The organism is Micromonospora sp. NPDC047620 (genome assembly GCF_043205005.1).
Taxonomy (GTDB): Bacteria; Actinomycetota; Actinomycetes; order Mycobacteriales; family Micromonosporaceae; genus Micromonospora.
Map to the genome: position 1 here is coordinate 106,361 of NZ_JBIDDG010000006.1, position 17,512 is coordinate 123,872.

A 17,512-nucleotide genomic window follows, 5' to 3' on the forward strand; every position below is an offset into this window, starting at 1 on the left:
GGCCAACAGCGCCGAACAGTTGATTTAACCTGGCGGAGATCACGAAGCGGTCCTGGACGGACGCGGGATCGTCTACGGACAACTACCGCTCTAGTCGATCAACCCCCGCACGGCGCTTGCAAGGCTGGCGAGTTTCTCGTCAGCGCGATTGCGGCGGTGTTTGACCCATTCCTTGCCCTCGGCGGCAACACCTTCGAGGACGTGCAGGGTGAGACTGAGCCCGGCGGCGTCCAGCGACAGTTCAGTGATCTTGGTTGCGTTCTCGTCGTGCTGGAGCGTCCCGTCGTCGGGATCGCTTACTCGAACGGAGATGGGTTCACCGTTGAACAATGTCAGCTCGAAGGTCTGCTGTCGGGTGGCGATGCCGTCGATCCGTACGGCGGCGACGGCGTCGAAACGGTAGTTGAGCCGTTGAGTGGTGTGGCTTGCGGCGGTCTCGAAGTCGAGATCGATGTTGACCTGCCGGACGCCGTCGTCGGTGAGCAGGAACAGCAGCAGACGGTATCGGGAGTACCGCCACGGTCCCTGCGGATAGCGGGCCTTCTTGCAGGAGGGTGCTGGGGCCTCGATGAAGGCGTGTGCGATCACGTGGCTGGGGCGGAGTCGGTATTGCTGCATCGCCTGGTCGACCAGGACTTTGCGGTCGCTCTCCAACCAGGTGGCCATCTCGGTGTCTGACGGCTTGTCGGACAGCTTGTCGCACCATCGATTGAAGGCCGCCCGGCGGGCAGTGTCTTTGTCGTGGCGTTCCGCTTGGTCGTCGGCGACCCGACGTCGCTCGGCGACGATCCGGAACGACGAGCGCACCGCTGGCACTGCGGACGCCACCGCGAGCAGGAACCAACCTGTGCCGGACAAGGGGGCGCTGGTCACAACGGCAGGGAAGGACCAGAGGCTCCCTCCGGCAAGGAGAGCCAGTCCCCCGACGTGGAGGGCCTTGGTCCGGGCGGGGGTGCGCAGTTGCTGACGGTACGCCGTCAGCGTGTCCCGTTCCCATCGCCCTCGGACATCGCTCACCAGGTATCGGACGAGCCAGGCGACTCGTTCGGCCTCGATGCGCTGTTCACGGTAGAGCTCGACCACCTCGTCGCGGAGGTGCCGCCGGATCCCCGCCGTTTGATCGAGCCAGTAGGTTCGGTCGGTTCCTTGCGGCACGTACCGGCGGAAGTAGCGGTCGAAGAGCCGGTCGACCTTGCGGGCGAAGCCTCCCGGTGGTGCTTCACGTCGCCGCTGCTGGGGCGGACGGATCTGTGCTTCTTTCGCGCGCAGCCGTGTCCCGCGGTAGTACCGATCCGCCCCTCCGACGCAGAACGCGGCCAGTCCGACCAGGCCGGCGAACAGGCCGAGGAACGGGTCGAGCGTGTCGCGGGCCGCCACCAGCACGATCATCTGCACCACGGCGAGGGTGAACAGGGCCGCACCGGCGCCGGCGCGTAGCCAGTCGAGGAGCGGAACAGCAGCGGGTTGCACCGGTAGGGTCCGAGGCTGGGCGGGTGTGGGGTGAAAGAATTTCCAAACGCGGTTGAATCGGTCGTTTGCGGTACGCTGCGAGTCCGCAAGGGCGACGGACTTTCGCCATATCTCTTCTTGCATTGCGCCTTCGAGCAGCGCCTCGAGGTGGCCGTAGATCCCGTCGCGTTGACGCTTGTTCAGCGCATCGATCTCCTTGACCACGAGATCTGTCTCGGCGGCGCGGACGGGGGCCAGGAGGCGGATGATCACCTTCAACCCTGCGGTCCATTCGTCTTGCTCGTCGAGGTGGGGCAGACTGGCGCAGATGGCGGTGAGGCGATCCAGTTCCTCGGGGGCGAGTTGGCGCAGGGTGCGTCCGCTCAGCAGGGCGATGAGCCGGTAGAACTGGACCTCGGTGGTGACATACCCGCCGGCAACCGCCTCTTCGATGAGCGTGCGCGCCTGATCACGCACTCGCGCGTCGAGATACTTTAACGCGAAGGCGAACTGCTCCTCCGGGCTCGCGTTCGGCGGCAGACGGTAGAAGTTGATGTCACCGTGGACCACCCCTGCCTGTACGTCGACGTGCGCATCTCCTTGTGCGACGTTGGTCGCGGTCGGGGCCGTCATCACATGCCCCGGACCACGGCGACGATCGCCGCAAGCCGTGCTGCCAAGTCGGCCACGTCGGCTACCAGGCCCCGCAACCGCTTGAGCGCGACCATCAGGCCACTCTTCCTTTCGGATGTGCCCGCCGAGACGCATTCGGTTGCCGCATCCAGTTCCACCTCGGCAGCAGCGTAGGTCTCTTCGTCTAACTGCCCGTCGAGGTGGGCCTGCTTGAGGCGGGTTCGCAGGTCTGTGAGGCTCGCTGCCAAGTCGATCGGCCGCTCGGTGCCAGCGCCGACGGCGACGTTGCCGTAGATCTGCCCGGCCTGTACCCCGACCTGGGCGTTACCGGTGGCGACGTTGCGGTTGCTCATGCGCACGGTTGGGCTCCCGTCCCGGTCCGCATAGCCTGGTCGGCCGGTCGGACCGTCGTTGATAAGTTCTGGCGCTAGTGCGGTCGCGAACGCGGCGGCGTGACGTGCGGCCCTCGATTGCCAATTCTGTTCGTCGCTGGCTGCCTTGCTGCCGTCGGCGTGGTCGCTGATGCCACGTATGACCACCACGGGCAGGGCCCGGTTGAGGTGTCCCGCTTGGGCCACGCCGGCCGCTTCCATCTCGATCGCCACGGCGTCGTTGTAGTGCTCGCGGATCCAGCGGGCCTGTTCGGATATCCCCGAGTCCTGCACCACTTCTCCTGCGGCGATCGGCCCGAAATGAACGTGGGGTGCTGCGTCCGCAGGAAGACTGCGATGCCAGGCGGTGGACCTGGCGACGTGCTGGGCGATCTGGTCGGCCTCATGGGGAATTTCCCACGCCTTTGGTCGGGCCTTCAGACCGTCGTCCTCGCTGGTGCCACCGTGGTAGGCGTAGATCTTGCTGGCGACGACGACGTCGCCGAGCCGGATGTTGGGCCACAGACCACCGGCGACTCCCACGAACAGCACAGCCGCCGGGGAGAACTCAGCCATCGCCCGCTCCGCGAGCACCGCAGCCGGATGATTGCCCTTGCCGACCAGCCCTAGGGCGACTCGGCAGTCGCCTTGGTCGATCCGACCGACCTCGAAGCGGGTGCCGGCCGGGTGTCGGCGTACCCGTAGGTCGGTCAACTGGTCGCGGACCGCTGCGTACTCGAGGTTCAGCGCCGTGAGGATCACGACGAGACCGCTGTTCGTGCTCACGCTGTCTCCTTGTCTGCCTGGCCACGAGGTCGGGTCATCGGAGGGTGAAGTGTCGTGCGGGGTCCCGGGCGAAACAGCCGAGCGGGACGCCCCCCTTCGGTCTTGCGACTCGGACCGGCGGGGACGATGAAGCCGTCTACGCTCTGCACTTTCCGGTAGAAGTTCCGCGGATCGAGCGTCACGCCCCACACCGCTTCGTAGACGGCCTGAAGCTCCGCGATCGTGAAGGTCGGACCACAAAAGGCGGTGGCGAGCGCCGACCGCTCCAACTTCTCCCGCGCCCGGCCGACACCGTCGGTCAGGATCTGCTCATGGTCGAAGGCGAGCTGTGCGTCACCGGACAGCGCCTGCGCCACCGGGGTCCAGCACGCCTTGGTTGCGTCAGTGCCAGCAACAGGCTCGGGTAGCCGAGGGGCGATGGCCAGGTAGACCGCGGAGATCACCCGCCCTCGCGGATCACGATCCGGCGCACCGTAGATGCCAAGTTGTTCGAGGTGCAACTGATCCGGCCCCAAGCCAGCCTCCTCGGCAAGCTCTCGATGGGCGGCCGCCACGAGGTCTTCCTTCTCGTGGCTGAGGAAGCCGCCGGGCAGGGCCAAGGCACCCTGATAGGGCTCAACCCCACGCTCGATCAACAGCACATGCAGGCCGGATTCCCGCAAGGTGAGGATGACGAGGTCAACCGCAAGAAGTACGGGCGGTGGAACCCAGCGATCGTCAGACATAGATCAACGATAGACTTAGTGTCACTCTGACAGTAAGACCGCTGAGTGTCGGATTTCAGCCTCGCGCACTCGGGTTGGCTTCTAGGTTCTGGCCCTCTTTAGTTGATCGATCGGTGCCGCTGTCGTGCGCGGCGTCCGCTGTGTACGGTGCTGCCGGTGCGTTGACGGTTCGCTGATCGCGTTGTTGCCGCATCTGGGGCAGGCGGTAGTGGAAGGGGTGGAGGCGACCGAGAACCGTGTGCGGGTCCGGGCGAGGTCGGCGCGGATGGCCGGATGCTGTCCGGGCTGTGATCAGCTGACTCGGCGGGTGCACCGCCGTTACCAGCGGCGCCTCGACGATGTCGTGGTCGGCGGGCGACAGGTCGAGCTGCTGCTGCAGGTGCGGTTGTTCGTCTGCCAGCAGCCCGATTGCACCGTCACGAGGTTCGCCGAGCAGATCGACGATCTGACCTACCGATACGGTCGGCGAACCCTGGCAGCGCAGCATGTGCTGCAAGCCCTTGGCCTTGCTCTGGCGGGGCGCCCGGCTGCCCGGCTGGCGGCCAGCCTGGGCATACACGCAGGCCGCAACACGCTGTTGCGGCTGGTCCGCGCGATGCCGGAGCGGCAGGCCGGACCGGTGGCGGTGTTGGGCGTCGACGACTTCGCGGTCCGGCGCGGGCATCGCTACGGCACCGTCTTGATCGACCTGGATACCCACCGGCCGGTCGACCTGCTGCCGGATCGGGAAACCGACACGCTCGCCGCCTGGCTGCAGGCACATCCAGGCGTGCAGGTGATCTGCCGCGACCGCGCCGGCGCCTATGCCGAAGCCGCGCGTCGTGGCGCCCCACACGCGATCCAGGTCGCAGACCGATGGCACCTCTGGCACAACCTCGCCCAGCACGTCGAGAAAGCCGTCGGCCGCCACCAGCGCTGCCTCGCCCCACCACCCCCGGAGCCCGCTCTGCCTTCAGCAATCGACCCAGACACCGTCGCCGCTCACGCTGAGGCCGCAGCGCGGGAAGGCCGGCTGGCGCAGCGCACCCGTGACCGGTTCGATCAGGTCCACCAACTCCTCAACGACGGCCACGGCATCAAAGCGATCGTCCGCACGCTCGGCCTGGCCCGCGAGACCGTCCGCCGCTACGCCCGCGCCACCAACGTCGAAGACCTCGTCGCCACCGCCCGCACCGGCGCCCGCACCAGCATCCTCGACCCCTACCTCGAGCACCTCCACCACCGCTGGGCCGCCGGCTGCACCTCCGCAAAGACCCTGTTCCACGAACTGCGGGCACTTGGCTACCCAGGCAGCTACAGCGTGCTCCGCGACTACCTGCGAGTCCTCAGACCGCTCACCCCAACCCCGGCCGCTGCACCTCGCCCACCCAAGGTGCGCCACGTGGTCAGCTGGCTGCTACGCCACCCGCAACGCATGCAACCCGAGGAACAGGCTGGCATCGCCACCGTCCGAGCCCGCTGCCCGCACCTGGACCACCTCGCCGAGCACATCGCCGCGTTCGCCGTGATTCTCACCCAACGCCGCGGCCACGAGCTCGACGCCTGGATCACCGCCGTCACCAACGACGATCAACCAGACCTGCAGTCGTTCGCCGCCGGACTGCAACGCGACTATGACGCCGTCCGCAACGGCCTCACCCTGCCCCACAACTCCGGCCCAGTCGAAGGCCACGTCAACCGCATCAAGATGCTGAAACGCCAGATGTTCGGTCGCGCCAACTTCGACCTGCTCCGCAAGCGAGTGCTCCACACCACCTGACCAGCAGGGACCAACATCGATCAACCAAAAGGGGCCAGAACCGGCTTCTATCGAGGCTTGACTACTCTCAAGGGCCACGCACCCCGATGAGGCGCTGACGTCGAACAGGTGCGTTCCGCTCAGCTTGAGTCGGGTGCAGGGACGAAGCGGACCCGCCCGTGGGCGAGGTCGGGGTGCGCGGTGTATCCGGCATCTCCCCACGACCGGCTGTGTGAATGTGTGCTGTCGCCGTTGGCCCACCAGGCGGCATGCCGGTAGGCAGAGGGCGGTAGTCCTCCGGGCACCAAATCGTCGAGCTGCTCAAGGCTGTAGGTCACCTCACCGCTCTGCCGACGGAGGTGATCACGCAGCGTGTTGTACTTCGACATGTCGTCCTCCGGTGACTGCCGATGAGGCTGCCATGCGCAGGCGTCGATCCCGGCGGCGAAGCTCCGCAGACCCGGCAGCGGCTGATGGGCGGGCAGCCTCACCCAGCGGTGGGCTCGGACGTGTTGAGGACGTCCAGGATCGCGGCGGCGACCTGCTCGATGTAATCGATCGTCTGCGTGGCGCCGGCCCCATCGATCGGGCGCTTCCGATTGGGACCCTCAGGATCCTCGTCGTACTCGTGGGCGATCTTGTGGCGCCGCTGCACGATATGCCGGAGCTGCTCCTGCACGTCCTTGCCCGTGCAGGTGACCCCGTCACCGCTCTGCTCCGTAAGCACCCGAGCCACCCGGTCCCAGAAGCCCTTCACGTCGTGGACCAGACCGAATCCTTCGCGGATCTTGTCCGGGTTCTGGTAGACGAGGTGGCCCTGATCGCGCAACTGCTGATCGAGGGCTTCCACGAGCGTCTTCGTGCGGAGGTTAACCTGCTCGACCAGGCCGAGCGAGATCTGAAAAGCCATGAACGCTTTGGGCTTGTGGGCGGTGGGCTGCGCCACCAGCTTCAGCATCCGTGCCCGGATCTCCTGTCGGACCCAGTGGTCGAGGGCCGCGACGCTCTGCACCCAGGCTGCCCGGAACACGTCCGAGACCTCGAATGCCCCTACCTTGAGCTGGTCCAGGTGCTGGCCTGCGGTGGCGAGGCTACGTGCGTAGTCCAGGTTCCGGCGCAGGTTCGTGAACGGCCCGGAGCCGTCGTCGGAGCCGACTGGTGTGGCGGTGACGGGCTCGTCGGCGAGCACCGCCGCCGGTGTATTGAAGCCCAGAAGTCGCTCGAGTCGAGCAACGCTGTCGGCCTGGTTGATCCGGTAGACGGTCGTCAGCGACGGCAGGGCGAGTACCTCCCGCTCCACCGATGCCCGAGGGATGTCCGTGCGGGACCACCGGACCGACCGCGCGTGGCGAATTCCCGAGGGTAGGTCGGTCCGGTACTCGTAGGGTCCGGTCACCCGGCCGACAGCGACGTCAGGGCTGGTCCGTCGGAGGAAGAGCACGATGTCACCCTCGGACATCCTCGTTCGAAACGCGACCAGTTGGATGGCGTAGTTCTCCACCGCGCGTCGCTCGACCTCCGGGTAGGCGACCCGGACGCGTTCGCGGATCTCGGTGGCGGACGTGGCTCCCGTGAGATCTCCCGCAGCCGACCAGCCGACCGCGATAAGACTCTTGTCGAGGGCCAGTGCGTCGTAGCTGTCGTCCCGGCCGGCCCGTACAATCCATGCCTTCGTCATCAGATCTCCCGTTGAGAGGCGCGTGCCGGTCAGTCCGTGCTGGTGATGGGGAACTTGATCGGCTCCCCGTCCCACTGCTTCGCTTCGATCGAAGGCACCCCGGAGAGCGGCTGGGACGTCTCGAGCTCCCGGTCGAAGACGGTGCGCCACTCCTCAGGCGTTCCGGTGACCAGGAACGGGCCGATCTGCACCTGCAACGAATCCTCGATCATCTCGACCGGAACGGACTCACCGGCGATCGTCACGTCGCTGTCGATGCCCGCGACGCGCGCGGACTCGATGGCGCTGTCCAGCTCGGCCATGTTGGCCCAGCCCGCCCAGGAGATTCCGTCACCGGACGCCGTGAATACGATCCTGCCGCCGTCACGGAGGCTGCCATAGAGTGCCAGGTCAAGTGACAGCCCGGCGCTCGGGTCGGCGTTCTCGGACGGCCCCTCGTCGAGGAAGGACGGCCGGAAGCGGTCCAAGAGCGCGTTCATGGCGTCCGCGAGGAGTGCTCGGCGGTTGTTGAGGAACCGTTGGTAGCCGTCTGCGTTTCGCAACGACTCGTCGAGCGGCACGAGATGTGCCCGCAGCTCGTCCTCGCCCAGGGTGGGGAAGTACTCGGCCGGGCTCCGACCGTTGATCTTCTTGTTTGCCTGGGCGGAGATGAACACCAGGTTGGCGAGATCGTTGACCATGCCCTTGTCGAACCGACGATCGTCGAGGGTCGACGGCGGATGAACGTGGTGGTGCTCGAGCTTCGGCGCGTCCTCCGTGTCGGGCAGGATGTCGGAGCCGTACCACCAGTCGCGGGCACCACGAGCCATGGCCACGAGCAGGCTGAGGAAGAAGTAGGGACTCTCCTTCGTGCGCCCGCGCAGGGCACGCTCGGTCACTTCGGCGCGGGAGTTCTCGACGTTGAGGCCCTCGAGCAGCGCGCGGACCGGATCCGCCTGCCGGGCGGCACGAATGTCCTGGCTCAGCCGTGTGTCGGTGGAGCCGCTGTAGCGGGTCCGGATCGTGGCGAGCAGGAGCCAGTAGATGATTCCGTTCGAAGTCTCCTGGTCGACGGTGTCGTCGGTGCGCTCACCGAGAAGCACGACCAGCGGGATCAGCACGATCATCGAGGGCAACGGATCCGATCTGGTCAGCTTGAGGTGCGTCTGCAGCAGCGGAACCAGCCGGCGAAGACCGCGCTTGACCACCTCCCAGCCCCGTTCAAGCTCCGTGTCGCCGGTCTGCCGCAGCTTGCTGTGGGACCACACCGACAGGCCTCGGCCCAGGACAACACCCGCCAGCGCTCGGGACAGGAAGTTGACGTCGATGTGCCCGTAACCGTGGTGAAGCCAGTGCTCCGACTCGCTCTGCAGCTTGGTCAGCACCCCCGTCCACCGCGTCGACAGGGTCGCCATTGCCAGGTCGAGGGTGCCGAGACGACGGCCGCCGCTGTTGACCCGGACGAAGATCTCCGCAACCTCCTCGTACGGGAAGCCCTTGAGAACCTCCATGACGAACCGCCGGTTGCGCAGCTCCTTGATCTTGCTGAGCCGATCCTCGATCTCGTGGTCCTCAAGGGTGGAGCCCGCGTCGAGCAGCCGCTGGGTCAGGCGCAGCATGCTGGCTTTCGGATCGAGCACGTCCGCCACCTTGACCCATTTCGGGTCGCGCTGGGTGGCTGCGCTCTGGTTCTGGAACTTCTGGTTCTCCACGTGGAAGACGACCTGCGCCTCGGGGTGATCGGTGAACACCCGGTGCAGTGACGTGAGGCGTTGCTGGCCGTCGAGAAGAAACAGCGGCGGCTTCGACGGGGTCGGGTCCGGCCCGTTGACGGACATCTCCCGGGTCTCGGGGGCTTCGTCGGTTTCCCAGAACAGGAGTGAGCCGAACGGGTAGCCCCGGTATATGGAGTCCATCAGCTTGGCGACCTGTGTCGGCTTCCAGACATATTCACGCTGAATCTCGGGAAGCAGGATCTCGGCATCTGAGATCTCGTCGATCAGTTTCCCAATGGAACGTTCGATCCTGTCGACGTGCATCAACCAACCTCTTCGTTGCCGCTGGTGTCCGGGAATGCCGAGCAGGGCCCACACGTAGAAGGGCGGGGGTGACGCACGCTTCGACCCCTGCCGGGGGGCGAGGGATGGGTGCGACGCGGGTGGGCCCGACTGATGTCCTACCGCGTGGCGTATGGGCCTGTCCACCCCATGATCGGCTGTTCCTGTCTGCCATGCGCTGACTGAGTGCTTTATCCGGTTACACCGCACCCGGCCAAGGGGTCGAGCCTCTTGCTCAGGGTGCGCGCCTGCTCCAACGTGGCCGGCGCCGATCGGTACGGTAAGCAACATGTCTTCGCCCAGCCTCGCGCCGCTACTCCGGGAGTTCATCGACATCCCGGAGCGCACGAGCACGAGCGACTTCGTGCTCAAGCTCGCCGACAGCGTCGCTGACGCCGATGCCACCCTTCGTGACTACGTCGTCACGGATCGGCTGCTCGGCAACTTCGACGAGGCGCTCGGGCTGATCCGCTCCGCGGTCGAGGGGCACGCGTCGAAGGCCGCCTACTTGCACGGCTCCTTCGGCTCTGGTAAGTCGCACTTCATGGCAGTGCTGCACGCGTTGCTGCGCGGCGAGTCAGCCGCCCGGGGGCGGGACGAGTTCGCGCCGCTGGTCGCCAAGCACAGCGTCTGGCTGGACGGCCGCAAGTTCCTGCTGGTGCCCTACCACCTGCTAGACGCCCGCTCCCTGGAGCAGCGCGTGCTCGGCGGCTACGTCGACCGGGTCCGCGCGCTGCACCCCGGCGCGCCCATCCCGGCGGTGCACCGCACCGACGCGCTGCTGGACCAGGCCGCCTCGCTGCGGGAGAAGATCGGCGACAAGCAGTTCATCGACGGTCTGCCCGGCGGGGACGTCGAGGACGAGTGGGGCGAGAGCGAGACCTTCTGGACGCCCGAGCGGCTCGACCGGGCGTTCGCCGGCGCGTACAACGACGAGCTGCGCCGCAAGCTGGTCAACGACCTGCTGACCAGCTGGAACAAGGGCTTCTTCAGCAACGCGCGCGAGGACGCGGAGGCGTTCGTCTCGCTCGACTGGGGCCTGACCGAGATCAGCCGGCACGCCAAGGAGCTCGGCTACCACGGCCTGATCCTCTTCCTCGACGAGCTGATCCTCTGGCTGGCCAACTCGATCGGCGACCAGCAGTTCGTCTCCCGCGAGATCCAGAAGATCACCAACTTCGTGGAGGGCGGCGACACCCGCCGGCCCATTCCGGTGATCAGCTTCATCGCCCGGCAGCGCGATCTGCGCGAACTCGTCGGCGAGGAGGTGACGGGCGCCAACGAGCTGAGCTACCAGGACACCCTCAACCTGGCCAGCGGCCGGTTCGACGTGATCAAGCTGGAGGACCGCAACCTCCCGGAGATCGCCCGCCGCCGGCTGCTCAAACCCCGCGACACCACGGCCGGCGAGGCCATCGCCCGGGCCTTCGACGCCACCACGAAGGTACGCCGGGAGGTCTTCGACACCCTGCTCGGCACCGACTCGGGCAGCGGCGCCGACATCGACGCCTTCCGGTCGACGTACCCGTTCAGCCCGGCGTTCCTCTCCACACTCGTCCACGTCTCCAGCGCCCTGCAGCGCTCCCGCACCGCGTTGAAGCTGATGCGGCAGCTGCTCGTCGACCGCCGCGACACGCTGCGCCTCGGGCAGCTCGTGCCGCTCGGCGACCTCTACGACGTGATCAGCAGCGGCGGCGACCAGCCCTTCACCGAGAAGCTCAAGGCCGAGTTCGAGATGGCCCAGAAGCTCTATGACCTGAAGCTGCGCCCCTACCTCCTCGGCCAGTACGACCTCACCGACGACGACCTCGACGCGGCGCGCCGCGGCGACCCCCAGCCCGCCGAGACGACCGGCCGGATCCGAGCCTTCACCGGCGACGACCGGCTGATCAAGACGCTGCTGCTGGCGGCCCTCGCGCCCAGCGTGCCGGCGCTGCGGAACCTGACCGCCCGGCGGCTGTCCGCGCTCAACCACGGCAGCATCACCAGCCCGATCCCGGGCGGTGAGGTCGCCCAGGTCAGCCGCAAGCTCACCGACTGGGCGGGCCGGTTCGCCGAGATCCGCATCGGCGAGGGCGACGACCCGGTGGTCTCGTTGGAGCTGGTCGGCGTCGACGTCGACAGCGTGCTCGCCACCGCCAAGCACTACGACAACGAGGGTGCCCGCAAGCACCTCGTGCAGCGGCTGCTCTGGCAACAGCTCGGCGTGCCGTGGAGCGACTCGTTCTTCGCGGAGGCGGGTCTCACCTGGCGGGGGAGCCGCCGCACGATCGAGCTGGTCTACGGCAACGTCCGCGACCCGCACGACATCCGGGACGAGGCGTTCCATCCGAACGACCCCGCCGGCTGGCGAATGATCATCGACTATCCGTTCGACGACGGCAGCCACGGCCCGGCCGACGACCGGCAGCGGGTGCAGGAGCTGACCAGTCGGACGAGTTCCCGGACGGTCTGCTGGATCCCGGCAGCCCTCACGGTCGAGCGGCGCACCGAGCTGGGCAAGCTCGCCATCATCGACAAGCTGCTCGAAGGCCAGCGCTTCGACAGCCACGCCGAGCACCTCAACCCCGACGACCGGCGCCGCGCGCACGCCGCGCTGACCAACCAGCGCAGCGCCCTGATCGCCAAGATCCAGGCTGTGCTGCGCCAGGCGTACGGGCTGGCCGGCAAGCAGCCCACCGACGTGCAGCTCGGGTTCGACGACCACCTCCAGTCGCTCACCCGCGCCCTGGAGCCGAAGCTGCCCATGGGCGCCACCTTCAACGACGCGCTGCGCAGCCTCGGCGACCAGATGCTCAGCCAGCAGTTCCCCGCCCACCCGGACTTCGATCCCGACCGTAAGGGCGAGGCCGTACGCCTGCCCGAGGTCAAGGTCGTCCTCGACCACGTCCGGCGGGCGGTCGAGTCGCCCGAGGGACGCGTCGAGGTGGAGCGGGCCCACCGGCAGACGCTTCGCCGGATCGCCAACCCGCTCGGGCTCGGCACCATGCACGAGGCGGCGTTCGTCATCGAGGGGCAGTGGACCCAGCACTTCCAGCACAAGGCCGCCACCGAGGGCATCAAGGGTGAGCTGCGGGTGGCCGACCTGCTGCGCTGGATCGACGAGCCGCAGGCGCGCGGCCTCGACCCGATCGTGGCGCAGCTCGTCGTGGCCACCTTCGCCGAGCAGACCGACCGCGCCTTCTACCTCCACGGCAGCGAGGTCGTCCCGGCCCCCGAGGTCGGCAAGATCGCGGCGGATCACACCCTGCGCGAGGAGCGGCTGCCCAGTCAGGAGGACTGGGACGCCGCACGCGCCCGCTCCGCCGCCATCTTCGGCGTCCAGCCGATCGCCTTGCGGCGGGGACGGCTGGTGGCGATGTTCGGCCGCGACCTGACCACCCAGGCGAACCGGTATCGCGAGGCGGCACACGTGCTGGTCGCCCGACTCGACCAGCACGCGAAGTGGCTGGGAATCGACAAGGAGTCGGTCAGCGGTCGACTGGGCACCGCCCGCGCCGCCGCAGACCTGCTGGAGGGGCTGGCCAACGCGCGATCGGCGGTGGACACCGTGGAGCGCCTCGCCGGGGCCGAGCTGGGTGGGCCCGCCGACCGGACCGGGAAGAGCATCAAGAGCGCGGCCCAGGTGTCGGCCGACCTGGCTGGCGTTTCCTGGGACAACTTCGAGATCATCAGCGGTCTCGGAGCACCGTTCGCCACCGAGGCGACGGCGATCCTCACCGAGCTGCGCCGGGTCGGTCAGGCCGACGAGCTGACCGCCCCACTGTCCCCGGCCCTGCGCCGGGCACAGTCCGACGCGGTGACGCTCATCCGTCGAGTGACGCGCAGCCGTGAGCTGATCGATGACCGGTCTCGTGACGTCGTGATCCGCGATCCCGGTGACAAGGTCCAGCCGGGCGGCGGCGACACGGTCGTCGCCCCGAGGAGCGAGGTCGCCGTTCCGGCGGCCGACGTCGACCGGGCGGTCGAGAAGCTTCGCGCCTTCGCGGCGGGCCACCCGGACGCCACGATCGAGGTGAGCTGGAGAATCGTGTCGTGACTCAGGCACCCGCTCCGGCACAGGCGCTGCGGATCAGCCCGGCGGCGTTGCGCCAGAAGGTGGCGCAGCAGCTCGACCGGCACCGCAACGGTGACGCGTACCCGGTGATGGTGGTGCGCGCCGAACCGGCGTGGCCGCACGATCCGACGATGCTGCTGCCCGACGAGCGTCGGGCCCGGATCGCGCCGTGCGTTTCGCCCCTCGCCGTCTGGGAGCACCTCGTCGCCGACCGCGGCGACGAGGTGCTGGTGCTGCTCACCGACATTCCAGAGTCCGTGCTGCACCACGGCGTCCGGAGCCGGATCTTCCGGCAGCGGGTCATCACCGTCGAGCCATGGGACCTCGTCGTGGACGCGTTCGGCGCGCAGCTGCCGGACACCGCGCTGGAGCGGGAGTCGTGGGCCGGCGTGGCGTTGCTCGACGCGATGCCGACGGCGGGCTGGCCCAAGCTGGCCACCGCCGTGCTGAGCCGGGACGTCGCGCTGCGGCACCTGGCCGCCGTTCGTCTCGGCCTCGACCGGCGGGGTGAGGGACCGGACGACCTCGACGTCGCCGCGCTGCTGCGGTGGAGCGCCCAACCGGGCGCGGTGGAGGCGTACGAGCTGCTGCGCGACGAGGAGCAGGACGGGCTGGCCCGGTGGCTCGCGGAGCAGTTCGGTCGACCGGCGAAGGCGCTGTTCGCGCTGATCGCGGCCGGGCACGGAACGGAGGCCCTGCCGCTCGGTCTGGTCTGCGACGCGTTGTGGAGCACCGACAGCGCCGACGCGGTACGCGCCCAGGGCCGGGTCGACCAGTACTTCGGCAGCCTCAACGACGATGCGACCGTGCGGAGCTTCGCCGATGCGGCGGTGCAAGTGGCCACCGGCCTGCTCGTCGCGCCAAAAAAGGAACCGCGGCGGCAGGGCCACGCGGTGCTCGATCGCGCCGAGGAACTGCTCATCCAGTTCAATGCGGCCGGCAGCGCCGGGCACAGCCCGATCCTGCGCACCGGCTTCAACCAGCGGATCGGTGTTGCGGCCCGAGCCCTGCTCGCCGGGCTGCAGGACGCGGCAGACACCGCGCTGGAGCCGGCGGTCGAACACCTCGCCGAGCACCGGCTGGCGGAGGCGGAGACGGAGCGGATCACGCGGATCCGGATGGCGCAGCGCCTCGTCCGCTGGCTCGGCACCGACGTGGCGCCGCCCGAGAGCGTCGCGGACGGGGTGGATCGGCAGATCGCCGAGTGGGGCTGGGTCGACCTGGCGCTCAACCACGTCTGGGCCGGCGAGGACGCCCACCCGGAGCTGCAGGAGACGTTCCGGGAGATCCACGATCGTGCGCAGGCGCGTCGCCGGGAACTGGACGGCGCCTTCGCTCGTCGCCTCGGCGCCTGGGCGACTGCCGGGCCGGGCAACGACGGCGGTCTGCTCACGGTGGAGAACCTTCTCCCGCGCGTCGTCGAGCCGATGATCCGCGCCGACCGGCCGGTGCTGCTCGTCGTCCTCGACGGGATGAGTGCCGCCGTGGCGGTGCAGCTCGCCGACGAGCTGTCCCAGCACTGGGTCGAGTACGACCCGCTCGCCAGAGCTGGCGAGGGAAGTCGGCGGGGCGTCGTGGCGGCGCTGCCCACCCTGACCGCCGTCTCCCGCACGTCGCTCTTCGCCGGTGCGCTGCGCAGCGGCAACCAGGAGCACGAGAAGAAGATCTTCGCCGACGGCCACTGGGGCAAGGGCTCGCGGATCTTCCACAAGGGCCCGGCCCGGGGCCGCGCGGGCGAGGTGTTCGCCGGCGAGCTGGCGGCAGCGGTGGCCGGGCCGGCACCCGTGGTCGCCGTGGTGATCAACACGGTGGACGAGTCGCTGGCCCACGGCCGGGAGGGCGACGAGGCCGGGTGGCAGCTCGACGACATCGGCTTCCTGCGCAGCCTGCTCGACCAGGCGCGGTCCTCCGGTCGGGCGATCGTCGTCACCAGCGACCACGGGCACGTCCTGGAGCGGGGCGGTCAGCACGTCAAGGCCGCCGACGCCGCCTCGGCGCGGCACAGGACCGGCCCGGGCCCGGCTGGGCCGGGCGAGATCGAGCTGACCGGCCCGCGCGTCGTAGCCGACGGCAAGCGGATCATCGCGTTGTGGGACCCGCTGCTGCGGTACCGGCCCAGCAAGGCGGGCTACCACGGCGGAGCCTCGCTCGCCGAGGTCACCATTCCGCTGCTGGCCTTCCTGCTGCCGAACGTGACCGAGCCGCCGGTCGGCTGGGCACCCGTCGAGGCCCGCGAACCGGAGTGGTGGCGTGCCATCGCACCCGCCGCGTCACCGGCCGTTCCCGTGGCATCGGTGCCGGCACCCAAGCCACGCCGGAAGGCTCCGGCTGTCACCGGGGACGCGCTGTTCGACGTACCGGAGGCGACGACCGCGACCGTGGCGGCGCCGGCGGCCGGCGACGGCGACCTGGTGGCCGCGCTCCTCGCCACGGAGTTGTTCGAGGCACAGCACGGCCTGACGCCGCGCCGGGTGGATCAGCGGAAGATCGAGGCGGCGATGCGCGCGTTGGTCGACGCCAAGGGCGTGCTGCCGGCGGCGGTGCTGGCCCAGCGGGCCGGCGAGGTGCCGGCCCGCGCGACCGGATTCGTCAACGCCCTGCAGCGGATCTTCAACGTCGACAACTACCCGGTGCTCTCGCTGGCCGACAACGGCCGCACGGTCCGGCTGGACCTGCGGCTGCTGCGCGAGCAGTTCCGCCTGCCCGGGAGTGCCCCGTGAGCGGTGTCAGCCCGGCCCGGCGCCGAGAGGTCATCGACGCCCTACGGCGGGGCGCCGTGCCCTCCGCAGGCCTCGACCTGTTCGCGGTCGGGCTCCACCGGTTCGGCGCCGCGATCGGCGAGGATCTCGACACCGTCGCCGCCGGCGGCTCCGTCTTCAAGGCCGTCCGCGGCGAGTACGGCTCCGGCAAGACGTTCTTCACCCGGTGGATCGCCGAACGCGCCCGACGCGCCAACCTCGCCACCGCCGAGGTGCAGATCTCGGAGAACGAGACCCCGCTGCACAAGCTGGAGACCGTCTACCGGCGCCTGACCGAGCGGCTGAGCACCTCGACGTTCCCGCCGAGCGCGCTGCGGCCAATCGTCGACGGTTGGTTCTACGCCCTAGAGGAGGACGTCCTCGCAGCCGGAGACGTCGCGCCCGACGACGCCGACGCCCTCGACCGGGCGGTCGCCGCGCTGCTGGACCAGCGGCTCGCCGCCGTGAGCCGCAGCGCGCCCGCCTTCGCCGCCGCCCTGCGCGGCTACCGCCGGGCCACCCTGGACGGCGACCCGGCGACGGCCGACGCCGTGCTCGCCTGGCTCGGCGGCCAGCCGCACGTCGCCGCCGCCGCCCGCCGGGTGGCCGGCGTCAAGGGGGACCTGGACCACTTCGCCGCGCTGAGCTTCCTGCAGGGGCTGCTCGCCGTGCTGCGCGACAGCGGCCACCCCGGCCTGCTGCTCGTGCTCGACGAGGTGGAGACGCTGCAACGCGTCCGCTCCGACGCCCGGGACAAAGCCCTCAACGCCCTGCGGCAGCTCATCGACGAGGTGCACTCGGGTCGATTCCCCGGGCTGTACCTGGTCATCACGGGCACCCCGGCCTTCTACGAGGGGCCGCAGGGCGTCCAGCGGCTCGCACCGCTGGCGCAGCGGCTCGCCGTCGACTTCGCCACCGACGCCCGGTTCGACAACCCGCGTGCGGTGCAGATCCGACTGCCCGGCTTCACCGTCGACTCCCTGGTGGAGCTGGGCGGGCGGGTGCGCGACCTCTACGCCGACGGGTCGCTGGCCCCGGAACGGGTCCACCGACTGGTCGACGGCGGGTATCTCGGCGACCTGGCCCGCGCGGTTGCCGGCGGGCTGGGCGGCAAGGTCGGGGTGGTCCCGCGCCTGTTCCTCAAGAAGTTGGTGGGGGAGGTGCTCGACCGGGTGGACCAGTTCCCCGAGTTCGACCCCCGCCAGCACTACGCGCCGACCCTCACCGCCGCCGAGATGACCGACGTTGAGCGCAACGCGAGCAGCGCCGACGCGGTCGCGCTCGAGCTGTAGGGACGTTCG

The 17,512-nt window shown here is 69.1% G+C and carries 9 protein-coding genes; 4 read left to right on the plus strand and 5 right to left on the minus strand.

Going from position 1 to position 17,512, the window contains the following annotated elements; all coding sequences use genetic code 11:
* Positions 1-90: 90 nt before the first annotated feature.
* Genes ACGF5C_RS09130 through ACGF5C_RS09140 form a run of 3 tightly spaced genes read right to left on the minus strand, consistent with a single transcriptional unit; the run spans position 91 to position 3,964 of the window.
* Entirely contained in the window at positions 91-2,082 is a 1,992-nt protein-coding gene (locus tag ACGF5C_RS09130) for a hypothetical protein (RefSeq protein ID WP_393298649.1), read from the minus strand.
* Positions 2,082-3,239, minus strand: a complete 1,158-nt coding sequence (locus tag ACGF5C_RS09135; RefSeq protein ID WP_393298652.1) for a purine phosphorylase — start codon at positions 3,237-3,239, stop codon at positions 2,082-2,084. The genes ACGF5C_RS09130 and ACGF5C_RS09135 overlap by 1 nt, the downstream gene beginning before the upstream one ends.
* Positions 3,236-3,964: an NUDIX domain-containing protein gene (locus ACGF5C_RS09140; protein ID WP_393298655.1), complete on the minus strand. Its 729-nt coding sequence runs from the start codon at positions 3,962-3,964 to the stop codon at positions 3,236-3,238. Before ACGF5C_RS09140 ends, ACGF5C_RS09135 begins: the two co-directional genes overlap by 4 nt.
* Positions 3,965-4,145: 181 nt before the next feature.
* On the opposite strand from ACGF5C_RS09140, the gene ACGF5C_RS09145 reads away from it, so the two are divergent.
* Positions 4,146-5,723 carry an ISL3 family transposase gene (locus tag ACGF5C_RS09145; protein ID WP_393298658.1) on the plus strand — a complete coding sequence of 526 codons (1,578 nt, stop codon included), beginning with the start codon at positions 4,146-4,148 and terminating at the stop codon, positions 5,721-5,723.
* A gap of 466 nt (positions 5,724-6,189) precedes the next feature.
* On the opposite strand, the gene ACGF5C_RS09150 is transcribed toward ACGF5C_RS09145, so the two are convergent.
* Both ACGF5C_RS09150 and ACGF5C_RS09155 read right to left on the minus strand, forming a co-directional pair.
* Complete coding sequence (locus tag ACGF5C_RS09150) at positions 6,190-7,455, minus strand: restriction endonuclease (protein WP_393298661.1); 1,266 nt, start codon at positions 7,453-7,455, stop codon at positions 6,190-6,192.
* Positions 7,410-9,398 (minus strand): DUF262 domain-containing protein, encoded by a 1,989-nt coding sequence (locus tag ACGF5C_RS09155; RefSeq protein ID WP_393298664.1) that lies wholly within the window; start codon positions 9,396-9,398, stop codon positions 7,410-7,412. The genes ACGF5C_RS09150 and ACGF5C_RS09155 overlap by 46 nt, the downstream gene beginning before the upstream one ends.
* Positions 9,399-9,705: 307 nt before the next feature.
* On the opposite strand from ACGF5C_RS09155, the gene ACGF5C_RS09160 reads away from it, so the two are divergent.
* From ACGF5C_RS09160 to brxD, 3 genes are read left to right on the plus strand one after another with little or no spacing between them, the layout of a single operon-like run.
* Positions 9,706-13,455: a hypothetical protein gene (locus ACGF5C_RS09160; protein ID WP_393298667.1), complete on the plus strand. Its 3,750-nt coding sequence runs from the start codon at positions 9,706-9,708 to the stop codon at positions 13,453-13,455.
* Positions 13,452-16,193, plus strand: coding sequence for a BREX-2 system phosphatase PglZ (gene pglZ, locus ACGF5C_RS09165; RefSeq protein WP_393298670.1), 2,742 nt, complete (start codon positions 13,452-13,454; stop codon positions 16,191-16,193). The genes ACGF5C_RS09160 and pglZ overlap by 4 nt, the downstream gene beginning before the upstream one ends.
* The gene (gene brxD, locus ACGF5C_RS09170) at positions 16,190-17,503 is read left to right on the plus strand and encodes a BREX system ATP-binding protein BrxD (protein ID WP_393298673.1); all 1,314 of its coding nucleotides are present in this window, start codon (positions 16,190-16,192) and stop codon (positions 17,501-17,503) included. Before pglZ ends, brxD begins: the two co-directional genes overlap by 4 nt.
* Positions 17,504-17,512 lie beyond the last annotated feature (9 nt).

What these genes read in the sequence shown, in the direction of transcription:
- ACGF5C_RS09130 (WP_393298649.1), bottom strand. Translation starts at nt 2,082, where the DNA reads ATGACGGCCCCGACCGCGACCAACGTCGCACAAGGAGATGCGCACGTC.
- ACGF5C_RS09140 (WP_393298655.1), bottom strand. Translation starts at nt 3,964, where the DNA reads ATGTCTGACGATCGCTGGGTTCCACCGCCCGTACTTCTTGCGGTTGAC.
- ACGF5C_RS09155 (WP_393298664.1), bottom strand. Translation starts at nt 9,398, where the DNA reads ATGCACGTCGACAGGATCGAACGTTCCATTGGGAAACTGATCGACGAG.
- ACGF5C_RS09160 (WP_393298667.1), top strand. Translation starts at nt 9,706, where the DNA reads ATGTCTTCGCCCAGCCTCGCGCCGCTACTCCGGGAGTTCATCGACATC.